General features: G+C 54.3%; 14 protein-coding genes. 4 read left to right on the forward strand and 10 right to left on the reverse strand.

All coding sequences use genetic code 11. The annotated features are described in order from the left end of the window. Positions 1-25: 25 nt before the first annotated feature. The 9 genes from nth to ydgT form a co-directional block, all read right to left on the reverse strand. Entirely contained in the window at positions 26-658 is a 633-nt protein-coding gene (gene nth / locus VH86_RS24095) for an endonuclease III (protein ID WP_038647237.1), read from the reverse strand. Then, positions 655-1,356 carry an electron transport complex subunit E gene (locus VH86_RS24100; protein ID WP_045834374.1) on the reverse strand — a complete coding sequence of 234 codons (702 nt, stop codon included), beginning with the start codon at positions 1,354-1,356 and terminating at the stop codon, positions 655-657. The genes nth and VH86_RS24100 overlap by 4 nt, the downstream gene beginning before the upstream one ends. After that, entirely contained in the window at positions 1,353-1,985 is a 633-nt protein-coding gene (rsxG, locus tag VH86_RS24105; protein WP_038647233.1) for an electron transport complex subunit RsxG, read from the reverse strand. Before rsxG ends, VH86_RS24100 begins: the two co-directional genes overlap by 4 nt. A 2-nt stretch (positions 1,986-1,987) precedes the next feature. After that, the gene (gene rsxD, locus VH86_RS24110) at positions 1,988-3,046 is read right to left on the reverse strand and encodes an electron transport complex subunit RsxD (RefSeq protein ID WP_045834375.1); all 1,059 of its coding nucleotides are present in this window, start codon (positions 3,044-3,046) and stop codon (positions 1,988-1,990) included. Then, the gene (rsxC, locus tag VH86_RS24115; protein WP_045834376.1) at positions 3,047-5,665 is read right to left on the reverse strand and encodes an electron transport complex subunit RsxC; all 2,619 of its coding nucleotides are present in this window, start codon (positions 5,663-5,665) and stop codon (positions 3,047-3,049) included. Further along, positions 5,658-6,236, reverse strand: a complete 579-nt coding sequence (gene rsxB / locus VH86_RS24120) for an electron transport complex subunit RsxB (protein ID WP_034827415.1) — start codon at positions 6,234-6,236, stop codon at positions 5,658-5,660. Before rsxB ends, rsxC begins: the two co-directional genes overlap by 8 nt. Continuing rightward, positions 6,236-6,817, reverse strand: a complete 582-nt coding sequence (rsxA, locus tag VH86_RS24125; protein ID WP_034827413.1) for an electron transport complex subunit RsxA — start codon at positions 6,815-6,817, stop codon at positions 6,236-6,238. The genes rsxB and rsxA overlap by 1 nt, the downstream gene beginning before the upstream one ends. Positions 6,818-6,940: 123 nt before the next feature. Continuing rightward, positions 6,941-7,384: a DUF2569 domain-containing protein gene (locus VH86_RS24130; protein ID WP_045834377.1), complete on the reverse strand. Its 444-nt coding sequence runs from the start codon at positions 7,382-7,384 to the stop codon at positions 6,941-6,943. A 101-nt stretch (positions 7,385-7,485) separates the two neighbouring features. Next, a complete protein-coding gene (ydgT, locus tag VH86_RS24135) occupies positions 7,486-7,701 on the reverse strand; it encodes a transcription modulator YdgT (RefSeq protein ID WP_038647227.1) in 216 nt (71 codons plus the stop codon). Between the two features lie 675 nt (positions 7,702-8,376). Here ydgT and ytfQ point away from each other — a divergent pair. Genes ytfQ through yjfF form a run of 4 tightly spaced genes read left to right on the forward strand, consistent with a single transcriptional unit; the run spans position 8,377 to position 12,902 of the window. Beyond that, on the forward strand, positions 8,377-9,333 hold the full coding sequence (ytfQ, locus tag VH86_RS24140) for a galactofuranose ABC transporter, galactofuranose-binding protein YtfQ (RefSeq protein ID WP_045816967.1): 957 nt from the start codon (positions 8,377-8,379) through the stop codon (positions 9,331-9,333). 56 nt (positions 9,334-9,389) lie between these two features. Further along, complete coding sequence (gene ytfR, locus VH86_RS24145; protein ID WP_045834378.1) at positions 9,390-10,910, forward strand: galactofuranose ABC transporter, ATP-binding protein YtfR; 1,521 nt, start codon at positions 9,390-9,392, stop codon at positions 10,908-10,910. After that, positions 10,903-11,919, forward strand: a complete 1,017-nt coding sequence (gene ytfT / locus VH86_RS24150; protein WP_045834379.1) for a galactofuranose ABC transporter, ATP-binding protein YtfT — start codon at positions 10,903-10,905, stop codon at positions 11,917-11,919. Before ytfR ends, ytfT begins: the two co-directional genes overlap by 8 nt. Further along, the gene (gene yjfF, locus VH86_RS24155; protein ID WP_038647220.1) at positions 11,916-12,902 is read left to right on the forward strand and encodes a galactofuranose ABC transporter, permease protein YjfF; all 987 of its coding nucleotides are present in this window, start codon (positions 11,916-11,918) and stop codon (positions 12,900-12,902) included. Before ytfT ends, yjfF begins: the two co-directional genes overlap by 4 nt. Before the next feature lie 119 nt (positions 12,903-13,021). Here the strand turns inward: yjfF and VH86_RS26235 are convergent. Then, positions 13,022-13,217: hypothetical protein (locus VH86_RS26235; RefSeq protein WP_231647394.1), on the reverse strand; the 196-nt coding region annotated here is incomplete at its 5' end.

Consider the following 13,217-nt stretch of genomic DNA (forward strand, 5'->3'; position numbering starts at 1 on the left):
CCGTGGCTGAAGCCCCTGGCAGATACTAAGACTCTTTAGCGTCAAACTCACACAAATCTTCGATCAGGCAAGATCCACAGCGCGGTTTGCGTGCCACGCAGGTGTAGCGGCCGTGCAGGATCAACCAATGGTGACAATCGACTTTAAAGGCGGATGGCACCACTTTAATCAGCTTGTCTTCGACTTCTTCGACATTTTTGCCGGGCGCAAAACGGGTGCGATTGCTGACGCGAAAAATATGGGTATCCACCGCAATGGTTGGCCAGCCAAAGGCGGTATTCAGCACCACGTTAGCGGTTTTACGACCGACGCCAGGCAGGGCTTCTAATGCCGCGCGATCTTCCGGGACTTCACCAGCATGCTGTTCGATGAGAATGCGGCAGGTTTTGATCACATTCTCCGCTTTGCTGTTAAACAGGCCGATAGTTTTGATGTATTCCTTCACGCCATCCACGCCTAGCGCCAGCACCGCTGCAGGGGTATTGGCCACCGGATAGAGTTTTGCGGTGGCCTTATTGACGCTGACATCCGTCGCTTGTGCCGAGAGCAGGACCGCAATCAACAGTTCAAACGGTGAACTGAAATTCAGTTCCGTGGTGGGATGGGGGTTATCATCACGCAGGCGCGTGAGAATTTGCAGCCGCTTGTCCTTGTTCACGCGGCCTTCCCGGTTTCGCCTTGCGGCGCGATTTCAGGTTCCGATGCTCGCAAGGCGGCGCGCTGCTTCATTTTCTGATCGATCAGGTATTTACCCGCCAGCAGCATACCTAAACCAATAAACGCACCTGGCGGCAACATCGCCAGCAACATCGGTGAATCAAAATGAAAGACTTCAATGCGCAGTGCTTTGGCCCACGGCCCCAGCAGTTGGTCCGCGCCATTAAACAGCGTGCCACTGCCGATCAACTCACGAATCGAGCCTAACGTCACCATCGCGCAGGTCGCGCCCATCCCAATGGCAAATCCATCCAGCGCGGAGAGCGGGATGCTGCTTTTCGACGCCACCGCTTCAGCGCGGCCCACCACAATACAGTTGGTCACGATCAGAGGAATAAAGATGCCCAATGACTGATACAGACCATAAGCGTAAGCATTAATCAGCATTTGTACGCAGCTCACCACCGAAGCGATGATCATCACGTAAATGGGGATGCGGATTTCAGCCGGCACCCAACGACGCGAAGCCGAAATAGCGCTATTGGTGATGGTCAGCACCAAGGTGGTGGCCAGGCCAAGGCCGAGGGCGTTAGTGGCGGTTGAGGTCACGGCCAGCAATGGGCACAGACCCAGCAACTGCACTAATGCGGAGTTATTTTTCCACAGGCCACCAACCAGCAGGTTTTTCGCTTCACTCATGGTGCATCTCCACATTCAGGCAGCGAAGAGAGCTTCGCTGGCAACGTTTCAATCAGTAGTGCGGTGCGTTTGGTGGCATTGACCACCGCGCGCGGAGTAATGGTGGCACCGGTAAATTGATCAAATTCACCGCCATCTTTTTTCACCGCAAAGTTCTTGTCGTCGGCACCGTGCACCACTTTGCCGTTAAAGCTATTGATCCAGTCGGAAATACGCAGTTCGATCTTGTCGCCCAGGCCAGGTGTTTCATGATGTTCAACCACACGGACGCCCAATACTTTGCCGTGAAAATCGGCACCGACCAGCATCTGAATTGCACCAGAATAGCCGTCTGGGGCGGTGGTCTCAAGCGCCGCCGCGACCGGCTGATCACCTTTACGTGCCAGATAGAGATGATGCGGCTGGTTATTGCCTAACGCCGCCGCGTCGGTGACCAGAAAACACTCTTGCTGAATATGATTGTCATACATATCGGTGGGCACCACCTGATCGAGCAGGTTCTTTTGCTGCAGTGCCGTCTGATGCTCCACCGTGGGCTTGGTGACATAGTTCACCACAGCAGTCACACCGGTGGTGATTACCGCAAACGCCGCCAGCGTTACAGCATTTTTTCGAATAGCATCGAACATCTTTAATCCTTGCGATGGCCGTAAACGCGCGGCTGGGTGTAGTAATCAATCAGCGGTACGCAAATGTTCGCCAACAGAACCGCGAAGGCCACACCGTCCGGATAACCACCAAAACTGCGAATCAGCCACACCAGCAAACCAATCAGTGCGCCATAAACCAGACGACCACGGTTAGTCGTCGACGCGGTGACCGGATCGGTGGCGATAAAGAACGCGCCGAGCATGGTCGCCCCGGAGAACAAATGAATCAGTGGCGAGTTGAGCGATTCCGGCGAGAACAACCAGCCAAGAGTGGCGCAGAACGCCAGCGATACGAGGAAACTGACGGGGATGTGCCAGCGAATGGCATTCTTCGCCAGTAGCAGCATGCCACCCAGCAGATAGCCGAGGTTAATCCACTGCCAGCCTAATCCCGCCAGCACGCCGGTATAAATCGGCTCAGCCAGTAACTGCTCAGCACTGTGCCCGGCACGCAGGCCGGTTTTAAAGGTATCCAACGGTGTGGCCTGACTGATGCCATCCACGCCGATTTGTAGCTGCTGCATGGTCTCACCGGCCAGCGTATGGTTGGTGAAAATCATGCTCAGAGAATCGAGCAAACCGGGTTTGATGGACTGCAAGGAATCCGGTGGCAACCAACTGGTCATCTGCACCGGGAAGGAGATCAGTAAGACCACATAACCGACCATCGCTGGATTGAAAGGGTTTTGACCCAGACCGCCATACAGTTGTTTCGCGATGACAATGGCAAATACGGTGCCAATCACCACCAGCCACCAGGGCGCCAGCGGCGGCAGGCTGATGCCGAGCAGTAGCGCGGTGAGGAGGGCGGAGTTATCCGAGAGTGTCGGCACCACTGGCGTTTTGCGCAGACGCAAAATGGCGCCTTCGGTGATCCACGCAGTGGCGGTGGCGAGCAATACCTGAATCAGAAAACCCACGCCAAAGAAATACCACTGCGCGGCCATGCCCGGCAGCGCAGCCAGCACCACCAGCAGCATGATGTTGCCAGTGCTGCGGCGGTTGTGGGTATAAGGAGAACTTGCAATACGAAAAGCCATTTATTCCTCAGTCGTCGAAGGCTGCTGCTGCGCTTTACGCGCTTTGGCACGGGCGACCGCGGCAGCAATTGCCGCTTTACGTGGGTCGGCGGAGTCAGGAGAGGCAGCAGCCTCCACTTCAGAAGATGATTCAGGCGCGTCTTCAGCAGATGCAGAAGCTTGCTCGGTAGCTGCCGCAGCTTTCTTCGCTTTAGCGCGCGCAATGGCGGCTTCAACCGCGGCTTTACGTGGGTCCACTTCTGCAGCTGATGCTGTGTCAGAAGGCTCCGGTGCTTGTGGTGCGTCAGTAGATTCAGAAGTCGACTCAGCTGCCGCAGCCGCTTTCTTCGCTTTGGCACGAGCAATGGCTGCTTCAACTGCTGCTTTTCGTGGGTCCACTTCTGCAGCTGATGCTGTATCAGAAGGCTCCGGTGCTTGTGGTGCGTCAGTAGATTCAGAAGTCGACTCAGCTGCCGCAGCCGCTTTCTTCGCTTTGGCTCGGGCAATGGCCGCTTCAACTGCCGCTTTACGGGGATCGACTTCAGCGGCAGGTGCTGCATCAGCAGATTCAGAAATCTGCTCAGCTGCCGCCGCTGCCTTCTTCGCTTTGGCTCGGGCAATGGCCGCTTCAACTGCCGCTTTACGCGGGTCCACTTCTGCAGCAGTTGCTGCATCAGAAGGCTCAGGTGCTTGTGGTGCGTTAGCAGACTCAGAAGTCGGCTCAGCTGCTGCAGCCGCTTTTTTCGCCTTAGCGCGCGCATTGGCGGCTTCAACCGCCGCTTTACGAGGATCAACTTCAGCGGCTGTGGCTGCATCAGCAAGCTCAGACACTTGTTCACCAGCCGCAGCCGCTTTCTTCGCTCTAGCACGCGCAATAGCAGCTTCAACCGCTGCTTTACGGGGATCAGCCTCAGCAACAGGTGTTTTAGCAACGTCGGCTACCGGTTGCTCAGTCACACCAGACTTCTTCGCTTTAGCACGCGCAATCGCGGCTTCAACCGCCGCTTTACGTGGATCGCCAGACTGGCGGCTCAGCGCCTGCGTCTCTGACTGTTTTTCCGCCTGCTGAGCTAACGCCTGCGCATGGCGAGCCTCACGCTCGGCAGTTTCCTGTTCTGGTGTTTTGGCGGCACGCGCCTTCACGCGAGCAATCGCCGCGTCACGTTCACCCTGATCGCTACGTGCCACACGCTGTTTAGCTTCTTCATGACGCGCTTCACGCGCCAGTTTTTCCCGCTCTAAACGCGCCTGACGCGCTTCAAAACGTGCCTTCGCTTCAGCGGTGCGTTTCGCTTCGAGATCGATGGCGCGCAACTCGGCCTTCTCCTGGCGGTAATATTGCACCAGCGGGATATTGCTGGGGCAAACGTACGCACAGGCACCGCACTCAATACAGTCATCGATGTTATGGGCGCGCGCTTTCTCATGATCGCCGCCCTGGCTATACCAGAACAACTGTTGCGGCAACAGCTTCGCCGGGCAGGCATCCGCACAGGCACTGCAACGAATACAGGACTGTTCTTCTTCGTTATTGCCCATCTCACTGGCAGACGGTGCCAGAATACAGTTGGAGATTTTCACCAGCGGCACATTAAGTGATGGCAGTGTAAAGCCCATCAGCGGGCCGCCCATAATCACCATTTGCCGCGAACCTGGCGCAAAACCAACATGATGCAGCAGATGGCTCACCGGCGTGCCCAGACGTCCCCAAACGTTACGTGGTTGCGCAATGGCTTCGCCGGTCAGCGTGACGACACGTTCGGTAATCGGCTCGCCATCAATAATGGCGCGCTTTACCGCCCATGCGGTACCCACGTTCTGCATCAGCACGCCTATATCGGTGGAACGGCCGCCATGCGGGACTTCGGCACCGGTAAGAATCTGCGTCAGCTGTTTGGCGCCACCAGACGGATATTTGGTCGGTATCACGCGCAGTTGCAACTCGCGATCACCGCCCAAGGCCTGCTTCAGCGCCGCAATCGCTTCGGGTTTATTATCTTCTATGCCAATCAGCACGCGCTCTGCCTGCAATACCCAGGCGAGGATGCGACATCCCTCCAGCACTTCAGCCGCGCAGTCCTGCATCAGACGGTCATCGGCAGTGATGTAAGGTTCACACTCGGCGGCGTTGATAATCAGGGTTTTGACCCCGCGCAATCCACCGCGCAGTTTAGTGGCGGTCGGGAAGCCTGCACCACCTAAACCGGCCACGCCGGCCTCATGGATACGCTTGACGACCTCTTCACGCGGCAGCGCGCGGAAGTCAGGTTGCGGGTCGAGCGTAGTCCAGCGGTCTTCACCATCGGCACGCAGTAAAATACACAGCTCGGAAAGACCCGAAGGGTGCGCGGTCATATGTGGCGCAATCGCTTCGATGGTGCCGGAAGTCGGCGCGTGCACCGGCAGCATGCGTCCGCTGCCAAACGTCAGCGGTTGACCACGCAGAACGTGATCGCCAGGCGACACACAAATTTCGCCTTCATGGCCGATATGCTGTTTTAACGGAATGATGAATTGTTCAGGCAGCGGTAACTGGCTTAGCGGCGTGCCGTTTGACTGGGTTTTCATCTCAGGTGGATGAATACCGCCCTGAAAATCCCACAGTTTTTCTTTGCGGAACAGTTTTAGCAGATTAAGCATGAGTTTCTACCGGGATCACCCGTACAGGAATGGTTTCGAGATCCCATTTCCAGTTGGCCGTGGTCGTGGCAACCGGACGCATTTCAATACAGTCAGTCGGGCAGGGAGCGACACACAAATCACAGCCGGTACAGACATCGCTCAACACGGTATGCATGGCGCGGGTGGCGCCGACAATGGCATCCACTGGGCAAGCCTGAATACATTTGGTACAGCCGATGCAATTGGCTTCATCAATCCAGGCCACGGTGCGGATCGGTTCCTGCACTTCCTCACCGCCATCCAGCGGTTGCGGTTCAACGTTAAGCAGCGCGGCCAGCTTGAGCATGGTTTGCTCGCCACCGGGGGCGCATTTATTAATGGCTTCACCGTTATTCCCCACGGCATCGGCGTACGGGCGGCAGCCGGGATAACCACATTGGCCGCACTGACTCTGCGGCAGAATACTGTCGATCTGTTCAACGATCGGATCTTCTTCTACCTCGAATCGGCGCGAGGCGTAGCCGAGCAGGGCGCCAAAAACCAGGCCCAGCGCAGCAATAGCCACAATAGCAATCCAAATCGCGGTCATTAGAATTTCACCAGCCCGGTAAAGCCCATAAAGGCCAGCGCCATCAAACCTGCGGTGACTAAGGCAATTGAGTTGCCCTTGAACGGCGCAGGGACGTTGGCCAATACCAGACGTTCACGCATACCGGCGAACAGCACCATCACCAGGGAGAAGCCGAGCGAGGCACTGAAGCCATAGACCGCAGCCTGCATAAAGGTATGGTTGAGATTGACGCTCAGTAAAGGGACACCCAGCACCGCACAGTTAGTGGTAATCAGCGGCAGGAAAATGCCCAGCAGGCGATAGAGTGACGGACTGGTTTTGCGCACCACCATTTCGGTGAATTGCACCACCACGGCGATCACCAGGATATACGCCAGGGTACGCAGGTACACCAGATCGAGCGGCACCAGAATCAGATGGTTCACCAGCCAGGCGCAAATCGACGCCAGGGTGATCACGAAAGTGGTGGCGAGTCCCATGCCGATGGCGGTTTCCAATTTTTTTGACACGCCCATAAAGGGGCATAGGCCGAGAAACTTCACTAACACGAAGTTGTTCACCAGCACAGTGCCAATAAAGAGAAGTAAGTAATCGGTCATTTTTTAACCTGGGAAGCCGAAAGGCGTCTATTATCCGGAATTGAGAGGTGCATCTCAACCTCTACACAAAATGTGTGGGTGTTGAGAGCACTCAGAATTAAATTCCTGACGAAACTCGCGCCGTTATGGCTGGATAAACGTCTCTTTCACACGTTGAGAGCGTTTGAAGTAGGGCACAAATACCGCCGCCGCCAGCAGTGACAACAGCAGCGTTTGAATGGCTTTGTTATCCGTCACCGGGGTGAACGCGAAGGTTTTCAACGCCAGTAACACGGTCATCAGTAACCACAGGATGTAATGACGCGGTAAACGGCGCGAACGTTTACAGAACATCCAGCAAACCCAAATACTGTAGACCCAAACCACGCCTGCGGTGAGCAGGGAAATCGCCCATTGCGTGAACAATTGGCTGGCATGAGTGAACAACGTGGTACGCAATTCAGTATCAAACAACGGGCTCAGATACATGGCCACAACCAGCGCACTGGTCAGCATCGTCATAATCAACCAGGCCAGCGGCAATAACAGCCAGCCAGCAATACGCGGCGGGTTTACCGATTCGGTCATCTTGCGGATCCTGTAGCGAAATTAAGAAGGCGTTGAATGTCCAAACGGGGCACGCCCGACATGGACAACGCTATAGTGCAGAAAAAGGTGGGGAAAACCCATTACATTACGTAGCGCCAGACCGATTTTGGCACGCGGCCCATATCGAAGAGGCGGCCGCCGGAAACCAGTTCAGCACGACGGTGATCGGCAGCGCGATACATATTGATGATGTCATTATCATCGGTCAGCGAATAATTGAGATGGTCGTAGAGTTTTTCCAGACTCTCAAGATTATTCACTTTGCGGAATTTCAACAGGTAATCTAGCGCAGTCATGATTGCCATTAAAAAATAGAAAACTGGGAAGTGCCCAAGTATAGGGAGCACGCGGCCAGAGTCCATACACCCGCGTTAAAAAAAATCAAAAATCAGACAACGTGAGCTAATTCGCTCATGAAAAGACACTTTTTCCTCATTTCATTATTTTAAACGCGCATTTCAGACTGAGATTAAGGCAAATTTAGCCCTGGCAGGCGGCAGGATGTGAAAAAAGCTCACACCTCAAACGCAAATGAAAGTGGTCATTCTTTTTTATGCTTAATGTGCTGATTTTCATTCTTATAGAACCTTTTTCAGGTCAATTTATCTCGAACAGTTCAGCAATTTCATGTACACGCTTTGAAACTGCAAATCACATAGTGTGCGAATAATCACAAAACTGATCATTGCTGCTGCTCGCACTCGATAACCATTCTTTACGCAACGCCTGTAATCGCTTCCAGTAGCCACCATCCTAACCGATTCTGTTTATTACATTTATTTAACCGCCATTGAAATAAATATCAGGCAAATTGTCCATATTGCTGGTACGACTTCTTAGCGGGTTAATTTCGTAACTCCTTTAATTCATTCTGTTTTGTGAGGTGTGTCGCGCTTGTTTTTTTACTTTTACGCCAGGCTTAATCTGCGTTTTGTACCCCTACAGCACACTCCCTTCAGAGGAATGAAATTATGTGGAAACGTTTACTCTTAACCGCCATGGTCAGTTCAGCGCTCAGTACTTCGGTACTTGCCGCGGATATGACGGTGGGCTTCTCACAGGTTGGCTCGGAATCAGGCTGGCGTTCAGCGGAAACCAACGTGGCGAAAAGCGAAGCGCAAAAGCGCGGTATCACATTGAAAATCGCCGATGGTCAGCAGAAACAGGAAAACCAAATCAAAGCGGTGCGATCATTTATCGCGCAGGGCGTTGACGCCATCTTCATCGCGCCGGTAGTGCAGACCGGTTGGGAACCGGTGCTGGAAGAAGCCAAAGATGCCAAAATTCCGGTGTTCCTGTTAGACCGCGCCATTGTGGTGAAAGATAAATCGCTTTACATGGCGGTGGTGACCGCAGACAACGTGCTGGAAGGCAAGTTGATCGGTGACTGGCTGGTGAAAACTGTCGGTGACAAGAAGTGCAACGTGGTTGAGTTACAAGGCACCGTGGGTGCCAGCGTAGCCATCGATCGTAAGAAAGGATTTGCCGACGCCATCGCGGGCCATAACAACATTAAAGTGATCCGTTCTCAGTCCGGCGACTTTACGCGTAGTAAAGGTAAAGAGGTGATGGAGAGCTTTATCAAAGCGGAAAACAACGGCAAGAACATCTGCATGGTGTATGCGCATAACGATGATATGGCAATCGGTGCCATTCAGGCCATTAAAGAAGCGGGTCTGAAGCCAGGCAAAGATATTCTGACCGGATCCATCGACGGTGTGCCGGATATTTATAAGGCGATGCTGGCGGGTGAAGCCAATGCCAACGTCGAGCTGACGCCAAATATGGCAGGTCCGGCTTTTGATGCGCTGGAGAAATTCAAAAAAGACGGCACGATGCCACCAAAAATCATCAAAACCGAATCGAAACTGTATCTGCCAGATTCCGCGCAGGCACAGCTCGACACCAAAAAAGGCATGGGTTACTGATCCCCGCAACCGCCCTTCGGGGCGGTTTTTCATGACGTAAGGCGAGGTAGAACCTGATGAGCACCTCAGATGCATCCGCACTCCTGACACTCAACGGTATCAGCAAAGGTTTCCCCGGCGTGAAAGCGCTGGATAATGTCTCATTCAGCATTCGCAAAGGCGAGATCATGGCGCTGCTGGGCGAAAACGGTGCCGGAAAATCCACGCTGATTAAAGTGCTGACCGGTGTTTACACCCGGGATGCCGGCACTATCACCCTGAATGGCAGTACTATTTCACCGCACAATACTGCCGATGCGCAGCAAATGGGCATCGGTACGGTTTATCAGGAGGTGAATCTCCTGCCAAATATGTCGGTGGCAGATAATCTCTACATCGGCCGCGAGCCGCGCCGCTTTGGCATGATCGACCGCAAGCGTATGGTGCGTGATGCCGATGCGCTGATGCGCAACTACGGTTTTGCGCTCGACGTGACGCGTCCCCTGGGCCATTACTCAGTCGCGATGCAGCAAATCATTGCGATTTGTCGCGCCGTGGATCTCTCCGCTCAGGTGTTAATCCTCGACGAACCTACCGCCAGCCTCGATGCCAGCGAAGTTGAAATGCTGTTCACCCTGATGGCGCAGTTGAAAGCCAAAGGAATGAGCCTGATTTTTGTCACTCATTTTCTCGACCAGGTGTATCGCATCACCGATCGTATTACCGTTTTGCGCAACGGCCAGTTTATTGCCACGCGTGATACGGCATCATTGCCGCAAATCGAATTGATCAAACTGATGCTGGGGCGCGAATTGCTGGAGACCGCCTTGCAGCGTCAGGGCAGTACGCTGAAGAGCAATCAACCGGTTGTGTCATTTAAAGATTACGGCAAGAAGGGCACCATTGAACCTTTCGACCTCGAGGTGCGTCCGGGAGAAGTGGTGGGCTTAGCCGGCTTGCTGGGATCGGGGCGCACCGAAACCGCCGAGGTGCTGTTTGGTATCCGTCGTGCGGATCGGGGCACTGCCACCATCAAAGGCAAAGTGCAGCATATTCGGACACCGGCCAAAGCCTCCCATCTGGGGATGGGATTCTGTCCGGAGGATCGTAAAACCGACGGCATCATCGGTGCGGCTTCGGTGCGTGAAAATATTATTTTGGCGCTGCAGGCACAACGCGGCTGGCTGCGTCCGATTAAACGGCGTGAACAACAGGCAATCGCAGAACGCTTTATCAAAAGCCTGGGAATTCGCACGCCACATGCCGATCAGCCAGTGGAATTACTCTCCGGCGGTAATCAGCAAAAGGTGCTGCTGTCACGCTGGCTGGTGACGAAGCCGCAATTCTTAATTCTCGACGAACCGACGCGCGGCATTGATGTTGGTGCACATGCCGAGATCATTCGTTTGATTGAAACCCTGTGCGCCGATGGACTGGCGTTACTGGTTATCTCCTCTGAACTCGAAGAACTGGTGGGCTATGCCGATCGCGTGTTGATCATGCGCGATCTGAAGCAGGTGGCTGAAATCCCGCTGGAGCAGCTGTCGGTGGCGTCGATTGTGAATGCCATCGCCGATGGAGGAGCACAACATGCTTGAATCCCCTATGACACATCCAAAACCTGAACGGCGTAAGCCGAAGTTACCGCCAGGCATGCCGCAAATTGTTGCGCTGATTCTGGTGCTGTTGGTGGATAGCCTGGTCGCAAACAATTTTTTTACGGTGCATATCCAGGACGGTCGCCTGTTTGGCAGCCCGATTGATATCCTCAACCGCGCTGCCCCCGTTGCCCTACTGGCAATTGGTATGACGCTGGTGATTGCCACCGGCGGGATTGATTTGTCGGTAGGTGCGGTGATGGCGATTGCGGGGGCGACGGCGGCCACGTTGACCGTTGCGGGGCACAGCCTGAGTTTTATTATCCTCGCCACCCTTGGCACCGGCCTTGCCTGTGGCTTATGGAATGGCGTGCTGGTGGCGCTACTGAAGATTCAGCCGTTTGTTGCCACGTTGATATTGATGGTGGCCGGGCGCGGTATTGCACAGCTGATTACTCAGGGTCAGATTGTGACTTTTAACAGCGACAGCCTCGGTTGGTTTGGCAGCGGCTCGCTGTGGATGCTGCCGGTTCCGGTGTGGATCACGCTGCTGGTGGCACTGTTAGTGTGGCTGCTGACGCGCAAAACCGCGCTGGGCCTGTTTATCGAAGCGGTGGGGATTAACCTGCGCGCCGCACGTAATGCCGGTGTAAATAGCTGGTTAGTGGTGATGTCCACCTATGCGATCAGCGGTGTGTGTGCAGCAGTTGCAGGTCTGATCGTGGCAGCGGATATACGTGGCGCCGATGCCAACAATGCCGGTTTGTGGCTGGAGTTGGATGCCATTCTTGCCGTCGTGATTGGCGGCGCATCGCTGATGGGCGGGCGTTTTAATCTGGTGTTGTCGCTGGTTGGCGCGCTGATTATTCAGTCGATGAATACCGGTATTTTGTTGTCTGGCTTCCCGCCGGAGCTGAATCAGGTGGTGAAAGCGGTGGTGGTGATGTGTGTGCTGTTGCTGCAATCGCCGCGCTTTATCGCCATGCTGAAAGGGAGACGTCCAAAATGATTAAACGCCATCTGCCATTGATGATTACGCTGCTGGTGTTTGTCGCCGGTTATCTGTTCTGTCTGAGTCAGTTTCCTGGCTTCGCCTCGACACGCGTGATCTGCAATATCCTGACCGATAACGCGTTTCTCGGCATTATCGCCGTGGGCATGACGTTTGTGATTTTGTCAGGCGGTATCGATCTGTCAGTGGGGGCCGTTATCGCCTTTAGCGGCGTATTTTTGGCGAAAATCATCGGTGATTATCACGTCGATCCGATTCTTGCCTTCGCGATTGTGCTAGCAATGGGGGCGCTATTCGGTGCCATGATGGGTTGGCTGATTGATGCACTAAAGATCCCGGCCTTTATTATTACGCTGGCGGGGATGTTTTTCCTGCGCGGTTGCAGCTATCTGGTTTCCGAAAACTCGATTCCTATCGATCATCCGCTCTATTCCACACTGTCGAGTCTGGCGTGGAAGATCCCCGGTGGCGGGCGTCTTAGCTTGCTGGCGGTGATTATGCTGGTGGTAGTGATCGGCGGGATTATCCTCGCGCATCGCACGCGTTTTGGTAATCAGGTGTATGCCATCGGCGGCAATCTGACATCGGCGCAGTTGATGGGAGTTTCTACTCGCGCCACTACCATCAAGATTTATATGCTTTCCACCACACTGGCGACACTGGCGGGGATTGTGTTCTCGATTTATACCTCGGCAGGTTATGCCCTGGCGGGATTAGGCGTGGAACTGGACGCGATTGCCTCGGTGGTGATCGGCGGCACCTTGTTGTCCGGCGGTGTGGGCACGGTGCTCGGCACGTTGTTTGGAGTGTTGATCCAGGGTCTGATTCAGACATGGATTAACTTTGATGGCACGCTGAGTTCCTGGTGGACAAAGATCGCCATCGGTATTCTGTTGTTTGCATTTATCGCTTTGCAACGTCTGCTAACGGTAATGTGGGATCGTCAGAAGAATGCGCCGGTTAAGCGTTTAACTTCGTAGTTGTGAGCGTCATGTTTGTTTTGAGAGGTGCGCAAATTTGCGCACCTTTTTTGTATCGGTGCTCAGATTTGTGGATGTTGGGTAGGGGTTGCAGGTTTTAACGCTCATATTTTTGAATGTTAGGTGAAGTTGCTGATGGTTCGGTGCCCGGCCCCATAAAGGCCAGCCCGATCGCAAAGAAACCCCGCATCCATGCAGATCGGCCGCGCCATCCCTGGCGCAAACGCTTTGCTCTTCGGGCTGGCCTTTATGGGGCGTTTAAGATGATCATCGCTGTAGTCAGTGCAAGTATGACCATAGTGCTCAGATTCAGGG

It is taken from the genome of Pantoea sp. BL1, assembly GCF_000963985.1.
Classification (GTDB): Bacteria; Pseudomonadota; Gammaproteobacteria; order Enterobacterales; family Enterobacteriaceae; genus Pantoea; species Pantoea rwandensis_B.